The following is an 18,373-nucleotide window of genomic DNA, read 5'->3' as shown; positions in this document are numbered from 1 at the left end:
CGAGGTTGTGACATAAATCCGATAAAACTTTTTGCGCAGCCCACCACTCACAACTGGAAGCGATCACGCCGACAGAGCGTGGCGTAAACCCGGATTAGCCCCAGGAGATTGAGATGACTGAAGCAAACTTGACTGACGTTGCGACCCTGCGCAGCCGCGCCCGCCAGAACGTCGAAAACGGTGCCGTGACCGAGGGTTACGACGCCGACCGCGAAGAGATCATTCGCCTGCTGAACGCCTCGCTGGCCACTGAGCTGGTCTGCGTATTGCGCTACAAGCGTCATTACTTCATGGCCAGTGGCATCAAGGCCGCGGTGGCCGCGCAGGAATTCCTCGAGCACGCGACTCAGGAAGCCGAACACGCCGACAAACTCGCCGAGCGCATCGTGCAGCTGGGCGGTGAACCGGAGTTCAACCCGGACCTGTTGTCGAAGAACTCCCACGCGCAGTACGTCGCAGGCAAAGACCTGAAGGAAATGGTCTACGAAGATCTGGTCGCTGAGCGTATCGCGGTAGACAGCTATCGCGAAATCATCCAGTACATCGGCGATAAAGACCCAACCACGCGCCGTCTGTTTGAAGAGATTCTGGCTCAGGAAGAAGAGCACGCCGATGACATGGCGGATATTCTCGAAAGCCTGTAACCCAGCGACACGCAATACCTATGTGGGAGGGGGCTTGCTCCCGATAGCGGTGGATCAGTCAATTGAGATATCGACTGATATACCGCCATCGGGAGCAAGCCCCCTCCCACATTTGTTAACTGTGTATGACCCGTTAGCCTTTCACGGTCTTGGGCGCCTTGCCTTCCTTCATCTGTTGCAGCAACGGTGCGCACTCATTGGGCTCACCACCGCTTGGGGCAACCAGTGCCAGCAGCCCGGCGGCCGGACCAGCGATGACACCCAGCGCCACCATGCCTGCGCCACGCAGCGCCAGGGGGATGGCTTTCACACCAGCATTCGGCTTGATAAACGGTCCGTTCACGTACAACGGTGAACGCAGGGAGAACAGGCGGAAGCCTTTAGATTCCGGGGTGACGGTCAAGTCCAACTGCTCCGTGGCCATGTTCGCCGTGCCATCGATGTAGATGATGGCGTTCTCCGTATCGAACACAAACAACCGCGTCGTCGCCAGGCCGGTCTTGATCCCGAAGTCCGCTGCCGCGCAGTTGATCTTCACTTCCTTGTCGCCAAACAAGCGACCTACCACGTAGTTGCCCACATTGAGCCCGGCGATTTCCATCAGGCCACGGCTGATTGCGCCGTCGTTGATCAGCATCTTCAGGTCACCGTTGGATGTGCCCAGCAGCGCTGCCACGGAATTACCGCGACCGGAAATATCGGCATCGCCGTTCAGTTCACCAAAGCTGGTTTTCATCGGTTCGAACGTCGGGAACAACTGCTTGAGCTTGAAGTTGCGCGCGGTGAGTTTGGCGCGGCCTTCCATCGGGGTCGTGCGACCGTTCAAACGGATTTGTGCGTCCAACTTGCCGCCGGCCACGCCGAAACGCAGGGGTTCGAGGCTCAGTTCGCCGTCATTGAGCACCAAGTGGGTGTAGAGGTCGGTGAAGGGCAGATCGGCACTGTGCACGATGCGCTTGCCGGTAAATTCCACATCGGCATCCATGACACGCCAGCGCTCGGTGCGGAACTCTTCCACCGGCAGCACTTTGTTCGCGGGTTGCTTGCTGTCAGCGCCACGGGCTTTTTGCTTGGCATTGGAGTCGGCACCGATCAGAGGGGCGAGGTCGGTCATCAGCAATTGGTTGGACACCAGCGCACCGCTGAGCTTAGGCCGCGGCTGGCTGGCGACGTAGGCAAGGTCACCATGGATATCGCTGTTGCCGATCTTGCCGTTGAAGTTGTCATAGCGGAACGAGGCGCCGTTGGCTTCGTGCAGCTTGGCGATCAGGTGACCGTCGGTGGAATAGGCCGGTGAGTCCGGCAGGGTCACGCCGGTCAGCGGGTAGAGGTTGCCCAGGCTGGAACCGGCGAGCTTCAGGCGCAGGTCGAGGGCACCCAGGTTGAGCGGGTCAGTGAGGGTGCCGGCCAGGGCGATGCTGGTGTCGGCAATCTTGACTTGGGCTTGCAACGGGAACGGCTTGGCCGCGTCCTGCAGGGCCAGCAGGCCGCCGATTTTGCCGCTGCCGTCGAGTTTCTGGCCGTGATACTGGCCTTTGACCTTGAGGGCGAATGCGTAGTCCTGGGGCGCGGAACCTTTCTCCAACGCCTTCTTGGCATCGGCATCGCCGACGATTTCGCCGAAGGGAATGGGCTTGCCCAGAGGATCGATGATCACATCCAGCTGGGTCTTGAGGGTTTGGTCGTCGAGGGTCACGTGGCCCTTGTCGAAGCCGATGGCACCGATGTCCACCACCCAGTTGGAAGGTTCGGCGTCAGGGTCCTTGGGGTCGAACTTGAAGGTCCAGTTGGCGCGCCCGTCGGCCAGGCGCTGCAGCTGCGCGTCCGGCTCAGTGAGGTCGATGCGCGGGATCACCACGCGCTGCACCAGCAACGCCAGGGGCGAGATACGCAGTTCAACCTTTTTGAGGGTGACCATATGGGGTTTTTTCGACCAGTCGGGGTTGCCCAGGGTCAGGTCCTCGGCAATCACGTGAGGCCACGGTACCCAGGCGCGCCAACCGCCCTCATCGGGCTCACGCGCCCATACCACCGCCAGGTTGCCGTTGATGGCAAACGGTCGATGCAGCTCCTCGGAAACCTTGGCATTGAGTGGCGGCTTGATGCGGTTCCAGTCAAAGAACACCAGGACCAATACCACCACGGCGATTAACAGTACGAAGCTGGCGCAGCTCCAAGCGACGATTTTACGAGTGCGCGTCATTGCACATAACTCCTGAATACGACTGGCTGGGTGACAGCCTTTAAGGACAGCTTATAGAACTACGACTGGCAAACCCTACGGGGGTTTAACCCAATCCTGGATTTGCCGGGAAAAACCTCAATTTCTGACCAGCTCGACAGATTTCCCCTACGAAGGCGCACCATTGTTACCCATGCGCGTGTCGAAAATACCCACACCGGTGCAAAACCGCGTGCTTGAGAGGCCCGTTCTAGAGCCCCCGCCAAGAACAATCAATTCCGTTGATTATTACCATTGTGTTTATGAACTTTTATATCGACTTATCGAGAGTAGCATTAGCCCTGTACCCACTTTATCGCCCTCCCAAGGAGCAACCCATCATGAAACGCCAAGTACTCGCTACCGTCCTGTTATCCATCCTGGCTTCCAGCGCCTTTGCCCTGCCAGCTGCCGAACAGGTCACTCCACAAGTCAAAGCCGACGCCGTTCACTTCAACCAGACGTTGGCCCGCAGCGGTTCGCAAGAAGACGAGAACCGTGACTATGCCAAAGGCGCTGTTGCTGAAAACGGTTCGGAACACGCCAACAAACGCGCTTACACCGAAGGCCTGACCGAAAATGGCCGCAACCGCCTCGAACAAAAAGGCTTGGTTGAAGGCGGTGCTGACCGCCTGCAGGAACGTAACGCTGTTGCCGAAGGCGGCCGTGATCGCCTGGAACAGAAAGGTTTGGTTGAAGGCGGCGCTGAACAAGCCAACGAACGCGCCTACACCGAAGGTGTTGCCGAAGGCGGTGCAGACCGTCTGCAAGAACTGCATCAAGCACAGAGCTAACCCCGTGGTGGCCCAGAAAAAAGCCCGATCAGTCGATCGGGCTTTTGACTTTTTGTAGGCCCTGCTTGTAGACCCTGACACGCCCGCCCTCCCCGCCAAGTTCGACGCCAGCGAAGCTGTTTTGCTAGAGTGCGTCGCTGTACTTGCCGACAAAGCCCGCCCGCCCATGCTGCCCCGCGCCGAACAGAAGCAACAGACCCGCCTCGCCCTGATGGACGCAGCCCGCCATCTGATGGAGTGCGGCCGTGGGTTTGGCAGCCTGAGCCTGCGCGAAGTGGCGAAGACGGCCGGCATCGTGCCCACCGGTTTTTATCGTCATTTTGCCGACATGGACCAACTTGGACTCGTGCTGGTGAGTGAAGTGGGCCAGACCTTCCGCGCCACGATCCGCCTGGTGCGCCACAACGAATTCGTGATGGGCGGCATTATCGATGCCTCCGTGCGGATCTTTCTCGATGTGGTCTCGGCCAACCGTTCGCAATTCCTGTTCCTGGCCCGCGAGCAATACGGTGGCTGCCTGGCCGTGCGCCAAGCGATTGGTGCATTGCGCGAAGACATCACCCGTGATTTGGCTGCCGACCTGACGCTGATGCCCAAACTGCAGCATCTGGATCCAGAAGGCCTGCACGTGATGGCCGACTTGATCGTCAAGAGCGTGTTCGCCACCCTCCCCGACATCATCGACCCACCCGCCCAGGCGCTGCCGGACCACCTCACGCCCCAGGCGAAAATCACCCAGCAATTGCGCTTCATCTTTATTGGCTTGAAGCACTGGCAAGGGCTGGGCAGCACTGAATAAGGCAATCACCCCGACGAGTGAAAACGCTTGGCGGTGGTGTAGTTTTTGTTCCAGTAGGTGTTGCTCAAGGAATCGATACGGACGTTCTTGCCTGTGCGTGGCGAATGGATAAATTTGCCCTCGCCTACATAAAGGCCCACGTGGCCGACCTGGCCGCGCCCATTCCCCTTGAAAAACACCGCATCGCCGGGCTCCAGTGCGTTGCGTTTGATGGTGGCGGCAGTCGACCGCTGCATGGCCGTCGTGGTGCGCGGTAGTTGAATATTGGCTTGGGTCTTGAACAGATAGACCAGGAAACTGCTGCAATCGAAGCCCTGATCCGCCGAGGTGCCGCCCCACTTGTAAGGCGTACCCAGCAGTTCATGGGCGCGGTCGACCACATCATCGATAGACGCTTGCTTCAGTGAAGCCGTGAACGAGGGATGGGAGGTCAGATTGGCGGAAGCCGATGAAAGAGTGAAAGACAGACCCACGATAACCAGGCAACAAAATGACTTGAACATGATGGACGTCGCAGTGAATTAAACACGGCGCACAGCCTACTGTTCTCGCAGGTAAGCTGATGGACGCCGATTCCGCATACCCTGTAGGGAAAATCCGAAAATGCCCATCGCGCGTGCAACCAGCAATAATTCGCACCAATTTGGCGCACTCAAAGAATCTCCTCTCGCCCTATTTAGTGGCGTCAACGTACTGCCTACAGGCAATTCCTACTTCCCCTTGAGATTGGCAAGCCCCTTGCTCTAGCTGTTTCATCGCTCATAGCTGGAAGCTTCCCGATGCTGGTGATCCACCGCAGAATCGCCCCTCAAGCCCTCTGGGCCGCCGAGCTGCTGCTGAATTTCGAAGCACGCAGCAAAAGCCGCCTGCGCTGTTTCAGTGCCGACGGTGAAGACGTAGGCCTTTTCCTGGAGCGTGGCCAGCCACCGCTGCACGATGGCGAATTCCTACAGGCTGAAGACGGACGCGTCGTACGTGTGTGTGCTCGGCCTGAACAACTGCTGCACGTGACCTGCAGCAATGCGTTTGAACTGACCCGTGCGGCGTATCACCTGGGCAATCGCCACGTGGCGTTGCAAGTGGGCGACGGCTGGTTGCGCCTGCTTGATGACTATGTGCTCAAGGCCATGCTCGAACAGTTGGGTGCGCAGACTGAAACCATCGAGGCGCCGTTCCAGCCGGAGCATGGCGCCTATGGCGGCGGCCATCATCATTCGCGCCATGGCGACGAAGATTTCAACTACCCCCCCAAGCTGCACCAGTTCGGCGTGCGTCTATGAACCCAGCCTGGGCGCTGCTGCGTCTGGCCAGTCCGCAATTGCCGATTGGCGGCTACAGCTATTCCCAGGGCCTGGAAATGGCGGTGGAGAACGGCCGTGTCGCTGACGCGGCCAGTGCGCGACGCTGGATCAGCGACCAGTTGCTGCTCAACCTCGCGCGCTTCGAAGCCCCGCTGCTGCTCGCCCATTGCCAAGCCGCGCTGGAAGCGGATTGGCCACGCCTGGCGCAGCTGTGTGAAGAACACCGCGCCAGCCGCGAGACCCGCGAGCTGTATCAGGAGAGCCGGCAGATGGGCTACTCGCTGCAACAACTGCTCAATGGCCTGCCGGAACTGGACGACGCCGCGCGACGTTTTCTCGAACAACACACCGAGCCGCACCTGGCCTTGGGCTGGGCCCTCGCCGCCCGTGCCTGGCGCATCAGCCCCGCCGACGCACTCGCCGCCTGGCTGTGGAGCTGGCTGGAAAACCAATTGGCCGTGCTGATGAAAACCCTGCCGTTGGGCCAGCAAGCCGCCCAACGCCTGACCAGCGAACTGCTGCCGCTGTTGCAACAAGCCCAGCAGGACGCCAGCCGCATCGACCCCAACCCTCTCGGCAGCGCCGCCTTTGGCCTGTCCCTGGCGTGCATGGCCCACGAGCGCCAGTACAGCCGCCTGTTCCGTTCCTAGGAGAACACACTCATGAACACACAACCTTTGCGCGTCGGCATCGGCGGCCCGGTAGGCTCCGGCAAGACCGCCCTGACCCTGGCCCTGTGCCTCGCACTGCGCGATCGCTACAACCTGGCCGTGGTCACCAACGACATCTATACCCGCGAAGACGCCGACTTCCTGGTACGCAACCAGGCCCTGGCACCGGAGCGCATCATCGGCGTGGAGACCGGCGGCTGCCCGCACACCGCGATTCGTGAAGACGCCTCGATCAACCTGGAGGCGGTCGACCAACTCAACCGTCGCTTCCCCGGCCTGGACCTGATCCTGGTGGAGTCCGGCGGTGACAACCTCTCGGCCACCTTCAGCCCGGAGCTGTCCGACCTGACCATCTACGTGATCGATGTGTCTGCCGGCGACAAGCTGCCACGCAAGGGCGGGCCCGGCATCTGCAAATCCGACCTGTTGGTGATCAATAAGATCGACCTGGCACCGCTGGTCGGCGCGTCGCTGGAGCTGATGAACAGCGATACCCAGCGCATGCGCAACGGTAAACCCTTTGTGTTCAGCAACCAGAAAACCGGTGTCGGCCTGGAGGAGATCGTCGCCTTCATCGAACGCCAAGGCCTGCTGACCGCCGCCTGATCAACCCATAAGGAACCTGTCCATGAGCCTCAAAAAACTCCTCGCAGCGGCCGCCCTGCTGCTGGCCCCCGCCCTGGCCTTTGCTCACCCGGGCCACGGCGACAACGGCCTGGTGGCCGGTATCAGCCATCCCCTGAGCGGTATCGACCACTTGCTGGCCATGGTGGCGGTCGGCTTGTGGGCCGCCCAACAAAAAGGCGCGGCGCGCTGGGCACTGCCGTGCACCTTTGTCGGCACCATGCTGATCGGCGGCGTGCTGGGTTTTGAAGGCTTGGCGTTGCCGGCGCTGGAAAGCGGGATTGCGGCGTCGGTGCTGGCCTTGGGCCTGGCGGTAGCGCTGGCGGTGCGTCCGCCGCTGTTTATGGCGGTGGGTGCGACGGCCTTGTTCGCGTTGTTCCACGGCGTGGCGCATGGTTTGGAGCTGCCGGACATGTCCAGCCCTTGGGCGTATGCAGCCGGGTTTGTCGGTGCAACGGCGGTGCTGCACGCGGCCGGTTATGCGGTGGTGCGCTTTCTGCCGGCGGCAGCGGCGCCGTTGGTGCGGATTGCCGGGGCGGCTTCGGCGGCGACTGGGGTTTGGTTGCTCGCTGGCTGATTTGCAGCGCTGCTGAAGGCTCCTTCGCGAGCAAGCCCGCTCCCACAGTTGACCGAGTACATCCTTGAAATACGGTCCAGATGTGGGAGGGGGCTTGCCCCCGATAGCGGTAGACCAGACACCACCGAACCCAAGCCTGCTACCATGCGCGCCTACACCCCTGCCGTGACGACGCCAGCCAATGCCCAGCGCTTTCCAACCCTCCTTGAACACCCTGCTAACGCACTTCCACCGCCTGATCGTGCCGCTCTGGCAAGGCCCCGGCTGGAATGCCGACTTGGCATTGCCCTATGAGGCGCTGGACGCCGATCACCAGCCACTGCCCCCACAACGCTACCGCGCCATGGCCTGCGCCCGGCAGTTGTACCTGTTCGCCAGCCTGATCGGCGAGCCCGATGCGGCGTTTGCCGAAGAACGCGCCGCGGCGTTGTTCCGCTCTCTGCAACGGCACTTCCACGACGCCGAGCACGGCGGCTGGTTCTACAGCATCGACCCGGCCGGCCAGCCGCTGGACAAGCGCAAAGACCTCTACACCCACGCGTTCATCATCTTTGCCTGTGCCCACTACTGGGCCAAGGTGCGCGAACCGCTGGTGGAGTCGGTGCTCAATGCTGCCTTGGAAGTCGTCGCCGAGCGGTTTTCTACCGGCGACGGTCTTTACGAAGCCGTGCTGGAACGCAATTGGTCGTCCCTCAATTCCGGCCCGTTGCAGAATCCGTTGATGCATTTGGCCGAAGGCTTCCTCGCCACCCTCACCGTGCGTGAAGCCCCCCAGGTGCAGGCAGCCCTGTTGGCGTTGGCGACGGCCATGCAACAGCGCTTCATCGACCGCCAGCACGGCGTGATGATGGAAAAACCGCTGGGCGCGGTGGATAACTGGTTCGAGCCGGGGCACCAGTTCGAGTGGTTCTTCTTGCTGGAGTCTTCGGCGGTACTGCGCGGTACGCCGCTGCATGCTTCGCTGACACGGGCCTTCGCCTACGCAGAGCTTAAGGGTGTGGATAACACCAGCGGTGCGGTCAGCGGCATGCTGGCGCTGGACGGCACGATGCGCGACGGCACCCAACGCATCTGGGCCCAGGCCGAGTACCTGCGGGCACTGACCTTGCGGCCGAACAGCGAAGCGGTGCTGCAACGCCAATTGCTGGCGCTGCAACAACGCTTCCTGCATGCCAAAGGCTGGCATGAATGCCTGGATGCCCAGGGAGCGGTGAGCCGGTGGGATATGCCTTCCACCACGCCGTATCACTTGGCAACCTGTTACCAGGGCCTTAAGCAATCCATTTGCGATCCCCGGTAAAGCTGATCGTCAGCCAGCGCGCCGCATCCGGCGTGCCAAGCCCTGTGGATATTTCTTCGCGCAGCTCGTCCAGGGTCGCGACGTTATCCACCGGGTAATCCGCCGGCAACACCACATGAATTTCGATAAACCGCGCCCGCCCGTGCTTTTGCACATAGGACACGTAGTCGTCGAAACCATGCTTGGCCTGCGCCGCCTCCATCACTTCACGCACCTTGTCATCCAACTGGTCCGGGGCGATCCCCAGCACCTCGCGCAATGCCGGGCGCAGGATCTTGAACGCCGGCGCCAGCATGCTCAGGGCCAGCAGGATCAGGATCAACGGGTCGACATACACCGCCCACTCGCCATAGCCCTGGGACTTGAGCAACAGCGCCGCCAGGAAGCTGATCAGCAAACCCACCGACAGCATCGCGTCCACCAGCCAACTGATGTTGTCGAACTGGATCAGCGATGATTTCAGCGTGCGATTGCGGTAGCGCACATAAAAGAAGTAGGCAAACTCGACGACGGTAAACACCGCCGCATAAATGATCACCAGCCCCAACTCGATTTCGCGTCCGCCATTGATAATGCCGAACACACCGTTGAGAAATGCATAGATGGCGATCAGTAGCAGGAAACTGCCTTCGATCAGCAGCACCATCGGCTCCAGGTGCCAATAGCCGAACTGGAAGCGCTCGTTGCTTTTCTTGGCGATCAGCTTGGCTGTGATCAGCATCAACACCTTGATGGCGGTGGCAATCAGCGAGAAAAAGCCGTCGAACAGAATCGATTGGGCGCCGGATACCACACCCGTGACAATCCCGGCGATCGCCACGGCGAACATCAGGATGGTCGATTGTTTGAGCAGTGCCTGCTCACCTCGGTTACTCACATTTCCTCCTGTCAAAACCTTTGTGGTGAGCGGGCTTGCCCCGCGCTGGGCTGCGAAGCAGCCCCATAAGATCGCCGTATTTCTTTCAGGCAGATCTATGTCGCTGGTTTTAGGGCCGCTACGCAGCCCAGCGCGGGGCAAGCCCGCTCACCACAACAACCCGCTCACCCCCGAAAGGTATTTCAGCTTTTGGCACCGCGCTCAATCGCAAACCCAGCCCACGTCTGGCTCACCGGCATCAGCTCCAACCGATTGATATTCACGTGCGCCGGTGTGTTCAGCACCCAGAAGATCGTGTCCGCAATATCCTGCGGCTGAATCGGCTCGGCACCCGCATAGGTCGCGTCATACCGTGCCTGGTCGCCACCGAAGCGCACCAGCGAGAACTCGCTCTCGCACAGGCCTGGCTCGATGTTGGTGACGCGCACGCCGGTACCTTGCAGGTCGCAGCGCAGGTTCAGCGAGAACTGCTTCACGAACGCCTTGGAGCCGCCATACACGTGGCTGCCTGGGTACGGGTAACTGCCGGCGATGGAGCCCAGGTTGATGATCCCGGCGCCACGGCCGTGCGCAATCAGGCGCGGCAGCAGCAGGCTGGTGGTGGTCAGCAGGCCCTTGATGTTGGTGTCGACCATGGTTTCCCAATCGTCGAGGCTGCACTTGGGCGCAGGGTCAGTGCCCACGGCCAGGCCGGCGTTGTTGATCAGCCCGCGCAACGTGGCGAACGAGGGCGGCAGGTTGGCGATGGCGTCTTCCATGCCCTTGCGGTCACGCACATCCACGACCAGGCCATGCACTTCGGTCTGCTTGGAGAGCTCTTCGACCAGCGCATTCAGGCGGTCAGCGCGACGGCCAGTGAGCACCAGTTTCCAGCCGGCGTCGGCAAAGCGACGGGCGCAGGCTTCGCCGAAGCCTGAGGTTGCGCCAGTAATAAACAGCGTGTCGGACATGGTGTTCTCCTTGCGGGCATCGGGAAAAAAATCAGCCAGCAGAATGCCTTTACGCGGCGCTTGCGGCAACCGCTACGCACACCCGTCCACGCCCAGCTGATCATTTTTTAATCGGCCCGAGCAACGCCATATGAACCGTGGCTTGCAGCCATATGCGCGCAGGTTATCCACAACTGCGCCCACAGTCTTTGGGGGCAAGTGCAAAAAGCCTCAGGCCTCTATACACAAGGCCTACAGGCGGTTTTAGAAAGTTTTTTGCTTGACCTCGGCTGGAGCGTATGTAGGCCCATGGGCAGGGGGAAATTTCAGACGATGGCTCCAGGCCAGTCATTCCGGCCTCTGCGGCCGTCTTTCCAGAGTTTAGTCACAGACTTATCCACAGGATGAACAGACTTTTTCCGGTCACATACCTGTGTCTTTAAACAGGTTGACAAACCCCTCGGCCGGTCGCAAAAAAACCACTGATCAAAAAACAACCACAAGGCTGAAAGCCACGGTTTTAAAGGCGTTCAGCCAGCTACTCCCACGTTACCCACAGCCGGTTCCACAGTGGATGGGGACAAGTCAAAACTGTGACAAAACAGGGATTTGCGGCGGCTATATGTCGCGCTTTGGAGGCGGGCTGGATTTGTTTTCCACAATTTGGTGGAGCGCGTGTGGACACCTTAAAAACAAATCTGGATCTGCTCAATGTGGGAGGGGCACCGCCCCTCCCACAGGGGTCCTGCATTATGAGTTAGATCAGTGACCGCCGAGGTAGGCGTTGCGCACTTCCTCGTTCACCAGCAATTCCTTACCGGTACCGGTCAGGCGAATCTCGCCATTGACCATCACATAAGCCCGGTCCGACAGGCGCAGCGCATGGTTGGCGTTCTGCTCCACCAGGAAGATGGTCATCCCGGTGGACGCCAGCTCACGCAGTGTGGAAAAGATCTGCTTCACCACAATCGGCGCCAGCCCCAGGCTCGGCTCGTCGAGCAGCAACAGCTTCGGCCGGCTCATCAGTGCACGGGCGATGGCAAGCATTTGCTGTTCGCCGCCGGACATGGTCATGGCACGCTGGTTACGCCGCTCCTTGAGCCGTGGAAACAGCTCGAACATGCGCTGCATGTCTTCCTGGGCAAACTTGTCGCCAATGGGGATCGTGCCCATCAGCAGGTTTTCCTCGACGGTCATGTCGGGGAACACCCGCCGCCCTTCCGGCGACTGCGCAATGCCGTTGGAGGCGATGTAGTGGGACGACTTGTGAGTAATGTCCACGCCGTTGTAGAGGATCTGCCCCGACTCGGCCCGTGGCTGGCCGAAGATCGACATCAGCAGCGTGGATTTGCCCGCGCCGTTGGAGCCGATCAGGCTGACGGTTTCGCCTTCGTTGATGTGCAGTGAGACTTTTTTCAGGGCCTGGATCGGGCCGTAGAACACGTCCAGGTCCTTCATTTCGAGGATAGGTCCGCTCATACCAGCTCCTCTTCGTCGGCGCCCAGGTAGGCAGCAATCACTTTCGGGTCGTTGCGGATCGCGTCCGGCCCCCCTTCGGCGATCACGTTGCCGTGGTCGAGCACCACGATGTGGTCGGAAATACTCATCACCATGCCCATGTCGTGTTCGATCAGCACCACCGTGAGGTCGTGTTCGTCGCGCAGCAGGCGAATCATCGCGCTGAGGGCTTCGGTTTCCTGGGGGTTGAGGCCCGCAGCGGGTTCGTCCAGGCAGATGATCTGCGGCCGGGTGCACATGGCGCGGGCGATTTCCAGGCGACGCTGCTGGCCGTAGGAGAGCTCACCGGCCAGACGGTTGGCGCAGTCCACCAGGTCGACGACTTCCAGCCAGTAGAAGGCGTGGTCAAGGGCGTCGCTTTCAGCCTTGCGGTAGCCCTTGGTGTTGAGGATACCCGCGAGCATATTGCGGTTGACCCACATGTGCTGGGCCACCAGCAGGTTTTCCAGCACCGACATTTCCTTGAACAGGCGAATGTTCTGGAAAGTCCGCGCCAGACCGGCACGATTGACCAGGTGGGTGCCGCCGAACATCTTGTAGTACACGCGGCTGAAAAAGCTTTTGGGTGACACGAAGTCGATGGCCTTGAAGCGCTCGCCCAACAGCTGGATCACGTTGGTCTGCTGGCCACGGATGTTGAGTTCGATCTTGCCGCCACTGGCTTTGTAGAAGCCGGTGAGGCAGTTGAACACCGTGGTCTTGCCGGCACCGTTAGGGCCGATCAGGGCGAAGATCGAGTTGCGTTCGACCTTGAGGCTCACATCGCTCAAGGCCTTGATGCCACCGAAGTGCATCATCAGGTGTTCCACGGAGAGCACGACTTCCTTGCTCATGGCGCCACTCCTTTACGTGGGGTCACACCGGTACGGCTGATGCGGATCAAGCCGCGCGGTCGCCAAATCATCATCACCACCATCAACACGCCAAACAGCAGCACGCGGTATTCGGAGAAGCTGCGCAGCAGTTCAGGCGCAACGGTCAGCACGAACGCCGCAATCACCACGCCCACCGTCGAACCCATGCCCCCCAGCACCACGATGGCCAGGATCAGCGCCGATTCGAAGAAGGTGAACGACGACGGGTTGACGAAGCCCTGGTAGCTGGCGAAGAACACACCGGCCAAACCGGCAGTCGATGCACCGATAGTGAATGCCGAGAGCTTGACCAGCACGTGGTTCAGGCCCATGGAACGGCAGGCGATCTCATCTTCGCGCAGGGCTTCCCAGGCGCGGCCGACCGGCATGCGGGTCAGGCGGTGCTTGATGTAGAGCACGGCCAGCACCACCAGGAACAGCACGATGTAGATGAAGAGAAATTTGATATTGGGGTTGTAGTCGATGCCGAAGAACTCATGGAAAGGAATCCCGCCATCCTTCGCGCGCTTGCCGAACTCCAGGCCGAGGAAGGTCGGCGACGGCACCGGCATGCCGTTTGGACCACCGGTAAACGACAGCCAGTTGTTGAGCACCAGGCGGATGATTTCACCGAAGCCCAGGGTCACGATGGCCAAATAGTCACCGTGCATTCGCAACACCGGGAACCCGAGTATGCACCCCGCCAACGCCGCAGCGATGGCCGCCAGTGGCAGCACCGTCCAGAAGCCCAGGCCCAGGTATTGATAACCTAATGCCAGACCGTAGGCGCCGATGGCGTAGAACGCCACGTAACCCAGGTCGAGCAGGCCGGCCAGGCCCACCACGATGTTCAGGCCCAGGCCGAGCAATACGTAGATCAGCCCGAGGATCACCACCGTCAGCAGGTACTTGTTGGCGAAGATCGGGAACACGATGGCGATCACGATCAGTGCCGGGATGATCCAGCGCAGTCGCGACTTGTAGTCCGGGGCGAGCACGTGCACGCCAGAGCCACTGCTCTCGAAGCCCTGCAGGATCTTCAGGCCCTTGGGGGTTTGCAGGAACAGGCTCATGGCAAAGCGGCCAACCATCACGATGGCCACCAGCAGGCCCACGCGGGCCGGTTCCAGGTTGAAGCTGTAGCCGTCGAGTACAACGCCGACGATCGGACCGAACACGATCAACGAAATCAGCCCGGCGAGGACCGTATCAACCACACTTTTCTTGATATCGATGGGTTTGGCAGCAGACATGTTTACACCTTCGCCACGAGTGGGCGACCAAGCAGGCCCTGAGGACGGAAAATCAGAATCACCACCAGCAGGGAGAAACTGAACACGTCTTTGTAGTCAGAGTTGATCAACCCCGAGAACAACGACTCGGAGATACCGAGGATGATCCCACCCAGCATTGCCCCAGGCAGGGAGCCGATGCCGCCGAGTACCGCCGCAGTAAACGCCTTGATGCCGATGATGAAGCCGGCATAGAAGTCGAAGGTGCCGTAGTTGAGGGTGATGAGCACACCGGCCAATGCCGCCATGGCGGCACCGATGACGAACACGTAGGAGATCACCCGGTCGGTGTTGATGCCGAGGATCGAGGCCATCTTGCGGTCTTGCTGGGTTGCGCGGCACATACGGCCGAGCTTGGTGTACTTGATGATGTAAGTGAGCAGCGCCATGCCGGCAAACGCCGCCACGAGGATGAACACCTTGGTGTACGTGAGCTGCACGAACCCGCTGCCGATGTCGACACGCCAGGCCCCGGCCAGCAGGGTGGGAATGCCTTGTTGTTTCGCGCCCTGGGCGATCTGCGCGTAGTTCTGCAGGATCAGGGAGATACCGATGGCGCTGATCAGCGGGGCCAGGCGGGTGGAATTACGCAGTGGTTTGTAGGCGACACGCTCGATGACCCAACCGTAGACGCCAGTGACGACGACAGTGAAGACCAAAGTGCCAAGAATGAGCAGCGGGAAGGATTCGATGCCGAAGTAAGCCAGCAGTGCCAGACTGATCGCCGCGAGGTAAGCGGAAATCATATAAACCTCGCCGTGGGCGAAGTTGATCATGCCAATGATGCCATAGACCATTGTGTAGCCGATGGCGATCAGGCCATAGACCGACCCGAGGGTCAGGCCGTTGACCAGTTGCTGCAGGAAAATACCATCCATAACGCAATCTCACGCGGTGAGCACCTGCACACCGGTGGGTGTGCGGCGCTTCTGGAGGAAAACAGAGGTTTGCTCCTGTCGGAGCACGCTTGTGTGGCGAGGGAGCTTGCTCCCGCTGGGCTGCGAAGCAGCCCCAAACTGGGCGATCGAGATACACCAGGTGTAACTCGTTGAATGGTTTGGGAGTGCTACGCACTCCAGCGGGAGCAAGCTCCCTCGCCACAGCAAGCCCGCTCCTACAAGGGATCAGGCGTTCTGCTTACTTCTGTTTTTCCAACTGGTGGTATTTGCCGTCTTTATCCCACTGGTAAACCACGTAGTCAGAGACTTTCAGGTCGCCCTTGGCATCCCACGTCTTCTCGCCCATGACGGTTTTCACCGGGTGAGCCTTGAGCCACTTGGCGGCATCTTCGCCTTTGTTGGATTTGGCACCGTTGAAGCCGGCGGCCAGGGCCTGGACCGAGGCGTAGGCGTAAAGGGTGTAGCCTTCCGGCTCGTAGCCGGCCTTACGGAAGTCGTCAACGACCGCCTTACTGTCTGGCAACAGGCGTGGGTCGGCACCGAAGGTCATGTAGACGCCATCGACGTACTGGTTGCCACCGGCGGTTTTCGCCAGTTCGTCGGTCACTACGCCGTCGTCGGACATGAATGCGGCCTTGAGACCGGCTTCACGGATCTGGCGGACCAGTGGGCCGGCTTCAGGGTGCAGGCCGCCGAAGTAGACGACGTCGGCACCAATGGAGCGGATCTTGGTGACCAGGGCGCTGAAGTCTTTCTCGCCACGGGTCAGGCCTTCTTCCAGCACCGGCTTGACGCCGCGCTTGGTCAACTGGGCAGCAGTGGCGTCGGCCAGGCCTTTGCCGTAGGTGTCCTTGTCGTTGATCACCGCGACTTTCTTGCCCTTCAGCACGTCGACGATGTAATCGCCGGCGACGATGCCTTGCTGGTCGTCGCGGCCGCACATGCGGAACATGGCGCCCAGGCCGCGCTCGGTCACTTGTGGGTTGGTGGAACCTGGGGTGATCGCGATGATGCCCGCTTCGTCATACACCTCGGACGCCGGAATGGTGTTAGAGGAGCAGAAGTGCCCGACCACGCCGATCACTTTGTCCTGGTCCGCCAGGCGGTTGGCCACGGCCACGGCCTGCTTGGGTTCGCAGGCATCATCGCCGGCAACCAGCACGATTTTCTCGCCGTTGATACCGCCGGCCTTGTTGATCACATCGGCTGCCGCCTGGGCACCCTTCATGTACTGCTCACCGAAAGCGGCGTTGGCACCGGTCATCGGCCCCGCAACGCCAATCTTCACATCAGCTTGAACAAACGTAGAAACACCCAGCGCCGCAGCAACGGCGAGGGCCAGAAAACCTTTCTTGTAAAACGTCTGGGACATGAGTGGTGCTCCGATATTTTTGATTTTTGGCACGACAACTTGCGTTCAAACTTTTCACTGAAAGCCCAGAGCAAAGCGCGTGCCATTAGGTTTTTATTCTTCAAAAAGACACGGTGTCATTGTTATTGCAGGCGTTTCGGCGCCTTTTTGCCAGGACGTGCAACCGCCTGGCACACGGAGGTGCAACCAATGACTGCAAAAAGTACAACCCTGGAAGGTGGCACCTGCAACCAGAGGGATAAACGACAGCTCCTACAGCTGTAACAGCATGCGTAACGGAACTGCACATTTACAGTGCGTGATTGCTACGACTTGCACCAATACAGATTAGTAGGCTGCTAAGAAAATGCAGGCTTTTGAGCGGTATTTCGTTGATCAGATCACGATCCTCAGGCATTGCCCGGCGTGATACAGCGAAAATCCAGCTTCATATAGACAGCTACGCAGGCCTACGCCGGCCAACGGTTGCATCGGCGCAAATGGAATCGGCAGCGCCTGGGGATTCTGGTGACACACATAGTCGGCAAACGCCTTGCCGACCACGCTGCCAGTGGTCACGCCGCGCCCGTTATAACCGGTGACGGCCAACAGTCCCGGAGCGGGTTCGAACAGGCGCATCAAGTGATCCGGGGTGAAGGCGATACAACCGGTCCAGGTGAACTCCCACTGCACCGATTTGAGGTACGGGAAGTAATGCCGCTGCACCCGATCAGCCCACGCCTTGAGGAACCAGGCGGGTTTCTGGTTGCCGTTGCCCAAGCTGCCGAGCAACAGGCGGCCATCGGCATCGCGGCGGATGCTGCTCAAGACCTGGCGTGTGTCCCAAGAGCCTTGGCCGCCGGGGAGGATTTGCCTGGCGGCGTCGTCGATCAGCGGGGCCGACGCGACCTGATAGTAATAGCCGGGGAAGAAATTACGCCGCAGCTCGGTCCATTCGCCTTCGGTGTAGGCGTTGGATGCAATTACCACCTGTGCAGCCTGCACTGAACCTTGCGCGGTTTGCACCGACCAGTGCGCACCCTGGCGCTCAAGTTGGGTGACGGGAGAATGGTCGAACAGCTGCCCGCCCAGGTCGACTGCCGCGTTGGCCAAACCGCTGGTGTAAGCCATCGGATTCAAGGTGCCGGCACGTCTATCCAGCAAGGCGGCGGCGATTTTGCGCGTGCCCGTAGCGTCCTCGCAGGCCTGGCCGGTGAGTAATTCCACCGGTGCGCCACGACGCTTCCATTGTTGTTCACGGCTGCGCAAATCTGCCTCGCCACGGGCGTTGTGCGCCATGTGCAAGGTGCCCTCGCGGCGCAATTGGCAATCAATGTTGTACTTGTCGATCAGGCTGAACACCAGCGACGGCGCCGCGCCCAACATCCGGTTGAGCTGACTGCCCACCGCCTCGCCGAAACCGGCTTCGATCTCGTCCGGCGGGATCCACATCCCCGCGTTCACCAGCCCGACATTGCGGCCCGAACCGCCATGGCCGGTACGATGGGCCTCCAGCACGGCAACGCTTTTACCCTGCTCCAACAAATGAATGGCCGCCGACAGGCCGGTGATGCCGGCACCAATCACGCACACATCGACCTTGACCTCGCCGCTGAGCGCAGCGCGATCCGGCCGGCTGGGGGTGAGGTGTTCCCACAAACATGTTTCGCGCAGTGCCATTGCCAGACTCCGATGAGACCTAACAAACAACAATCTTGATGT

The 18,373-nt window shown here is 60.3% G+C and carries 18 protein-coding genes; 8 read left to right on the top strand and 10 right to left on the bottom strand.

Annotation, left to right across the window (positions count from 1 at the left end):
- Positions 1–113 precede the first annotated feature (113 nt).
- A complete protein-coding gene (locus QCBJ_RS15390; RefSeq protein ID WP_010213553.1) occupies positions 114–644 on the top strand; it encodes a bacterioferritin in 531 nt (176 codons plus the stop codon).
- Positions 645–777: 133 nt separating this feature from the next.
- Here QCBJ_RS15390 and QCBJ_RS15385 read toward each other — a convergent pair whose 3' ends face one another.
- The gene (locus tag QCBJ_RS15385; RefSeq protein WP_012721953.1) at positions 778–2,847 is read right to left on the bottom strand and encodes an AsmA family protein; all 2,070 of its coding nucleotides are present in this window, start codon (positions 2,845–2,847) and stop codon (positions 778–780) included.
- Between the two features lie 359 nt (positions 2,848–3,206).
- On the opposite strand from QCBJ_RS15385, the gene QCBJ_RS15380 reads away from it, so the two are divergent.
- Both QCBJ_RS15380 and QCBJ_RS15375 read left to right on the top strand, forming a co-directional pair.
- Positions 3,207–3,659 (top strand): hypothetical protein, encoded by a 453-nt coding sequence (locus QCBJ_RS15380; RefSeq protein WP_043204703.1) that lies wholly within the window; start codon positions 3,207–3,209, stop codon positions 3,657–3,659.
- Between the two features lie 166 nt (positions 3,660–3,825).
- Complete coding sequence (locus tag QCBJ_RS15375; protein WP_012721951.1) at positions 3,826–4,458, top strand: TetR family transcriptional regulator; 633 nt, start codon at positions 3,826–3,828, stop codon at positions 4,456–4,458.
- 5 nt (positions 4,459–4,463) lie between these two features.
- On the opposite strand, the gene QCBJ_RS15370 is transcribed toward QCBJ_RS15375, so the two are convergent.
- On the bottom strand, positions 4,464–4,961 hold the full coding sequence (locus QCBJ_RS15370) for a C40 family peptidase (RefSeq protein ID WP_046033935.1): 498 nt from the start codon (positions 4,959–4,961) through the stop codon (positions 4,464–4,466).
- A gap of 276 nt (positions 4,962–5,237) precedes the next feature.
- Between QCBJ_RS15370 and ureE the strand changes: the two genes are divergently transcribed.
- The 5 genes from ureE to QCBJ_RS15345 all read left to right on the top strand — a co-directional run bounded on the left by ureE (position 5,238) and on the right by QCBJ_RS15345 (position 8,931).
- Entirely contained in the window at positions 5,238–5,738 is a 501-nt protein-coding gene (gene ureE, locus QCBJ_RS15365) for an urease accessory protein UreE (RefSeq protein ID WP_012721949.1), read from the top strand.
- Entirely contained in the window at positions 5,735–6,409 is a 675-nt protein-coding gene (locus tag QCBJ_RS15360; RefSeq protein ID WP_012721948.1) for an urease accessory protein UreF, read from the top strand. The genes ureE and QCBJ_RS15360 overlap by 4 nt, the downstream gene beginning before the upstream one ends.
- A gap of 12 nt (positions 6,410–6,421) precedes the next feature.
- Complete coding sequence (gene ureG / locus QCBJ_RS15355; RefSeq protein WP_012721947.1) at positions 6,422–7,036, top strand: urease accessory protein UreG; 615 nt, start codon at positions 6,422–6,424, stop codon at positions 7,034–7,036.
- A gap of 22 nt (positions 7,037–7,058) precedes the next feature.
- The gene (locus QCBJ_RS15350; RefSeq protein ID WP_012721946.1) at positions 7,059–7,631 is read left to right on the top strand and encodes a HupE/UreJ family protein; all 573 of its coding nucleotides are present in this window, start codon (positions 7,059–7,061) and stop codon (positions 7,629–7,631) included.
- A gap of 181 nt (positions 7,632–7,812) precedes the next feature.
- Positions 7,813–8,931, top strand: a complete 1,119-nt coding sequence (locus QCBJ_RS15345) for an AGE family epimerase/isomerase (RefSeq protein ID WP_102061137.1) — start codon at positions 7,813–7,815, stop codon at positions 8,929–8,931.
- On the opposite strand, the gene QCBJ_RS15340 is transcribed toward QCBJ_RS15345, so the two are convergent.
- From QCBJ_RS15340 to QCBJ_RS15295, 8 genes are all read right to left on the bottom strand, one after another.
- Positions 8,903–9,808, bottom strand: a complete 906-nt coding sequence (locus QCBJ_RS15340; RefSeq protein WP_046033933.1) for a cation diffusion facilitator family transporter — start codon at positions 9,806–9,808, stop codon at positions 8,903–8,905. The two genes, QCBJ_RS15345 and QCBJ_RS15340, sit on opposite strands and share 29 nt — an antisense overlap.
- A gap of 182 nt (positions 9,809–9,990) precedes the next feature.
- The gene (locus tag QCBJ_RS15335) at positions 9,991–10,758 is read right to left on the bottom strand and encodes an SDR family oxidoreductase (RefSeq protein WP_012721943.1); all 768 of its coding nucleotides are present in this window, start codon (positions 10,756–10,758) and stop codon (positions 9,991–9,993) included.
- A gap of 741 nt (positions 10,759–11,499) precedes the next feature.
- Positions 11,500–12,216 carry an ABC transporter ATP-binding protein gene (locus tag QCBJ_RS15325; protein WP_012721942.1) on the bottom strand — a complete coding sequence of 239 codons (717 nt, stop codon included), beginning with the start codon at positions 12,214–12,216 and terminating at the stop codon, positions 11,500–11,502.
- Positions 12,213–13,088: an ABC transporter ATP-binding protein gene (locus QCBJ_RS15320; RefSeq protein WP_012721941.1), complete on the bottom strand. Its 876-nt coding sequence runs from the start codon at positions 13,086–13,088 to the stop codon at positions 12,213–12,215. The genes QCBJ_RS15325 and QCBJ_RS15320 overlap by 4 nt, the downstream gene beginning before the upstream one ends.
- Positions 13,085–14,362 (bottom strand): high-affinity branched-chain amino acid ABC transporter permease LivM, encoded by a 1,278-nt coding sequence (gene livM / locus QCBJ_RS15315; RefSeq protein WP_025857341.1) that lies wholly within the window; start codon positions 14,360–14,362, stop codon positions 13,085–13,087. The genes QCBJ_RS15320 and livM overlap by 4 nt, the downstream gene beginning before the upstream one ends.
- A gap of 2 nt (positions 14,363–14,364) precedes the next feature.
- Positions 14,365–15,279, bottom strand: a complete 915-nt coding sequence (locus QCBJ_RS15310; RefSeq protein WP_012721939.1) for a branched-chain amino acid ABC transporter permease — start codon at positions 15,277–15,279, stop codon at positions 14,365–14,367.
- 259 nt (positions 15,280–15,538) lie between these two features.
- Complete coding sequence (locus QCBJ_RS15300; protein ID WP_012721938.1) at positions 15,539–16,672, bottom strand: branched-chain amino acid ABC transporter substrate-binding protein; 1,134 nt, start codon at positions 16,670–16,672, stop codon at positions 15,539–15,541.
- Between the two features lie 375 nt (positions 16,673–17,047).
- Positions 17,048–18,331 (bottom strand): FAD-binding oxidoreductase, encoded by a 1,284-nt coding sequence (locus tag QCBJ_RS15295; protein WP_102061136.1) that lies wholly within the window; start codon positions 18,329–18,331, stop codon positions 17,048–17,050.
- Positions 18,332–18,373: the final 42 nt, after the last annotated feature.

This window comes from Pseudomonas sp. QC2 (genome assembly GCF_002859085.1).
GTDB lineage: Bacteria > Pseudomonadota > Gammaproteobacteria > Pseudomonadales > Pseudomonadaceae > Aquipseudomonas > Aquipseudomonas petroselini.
Note: the sequence above shows the minus strand (reverse complement) of the source record. Positions and strands in the feature narration are given on the sequence as shown.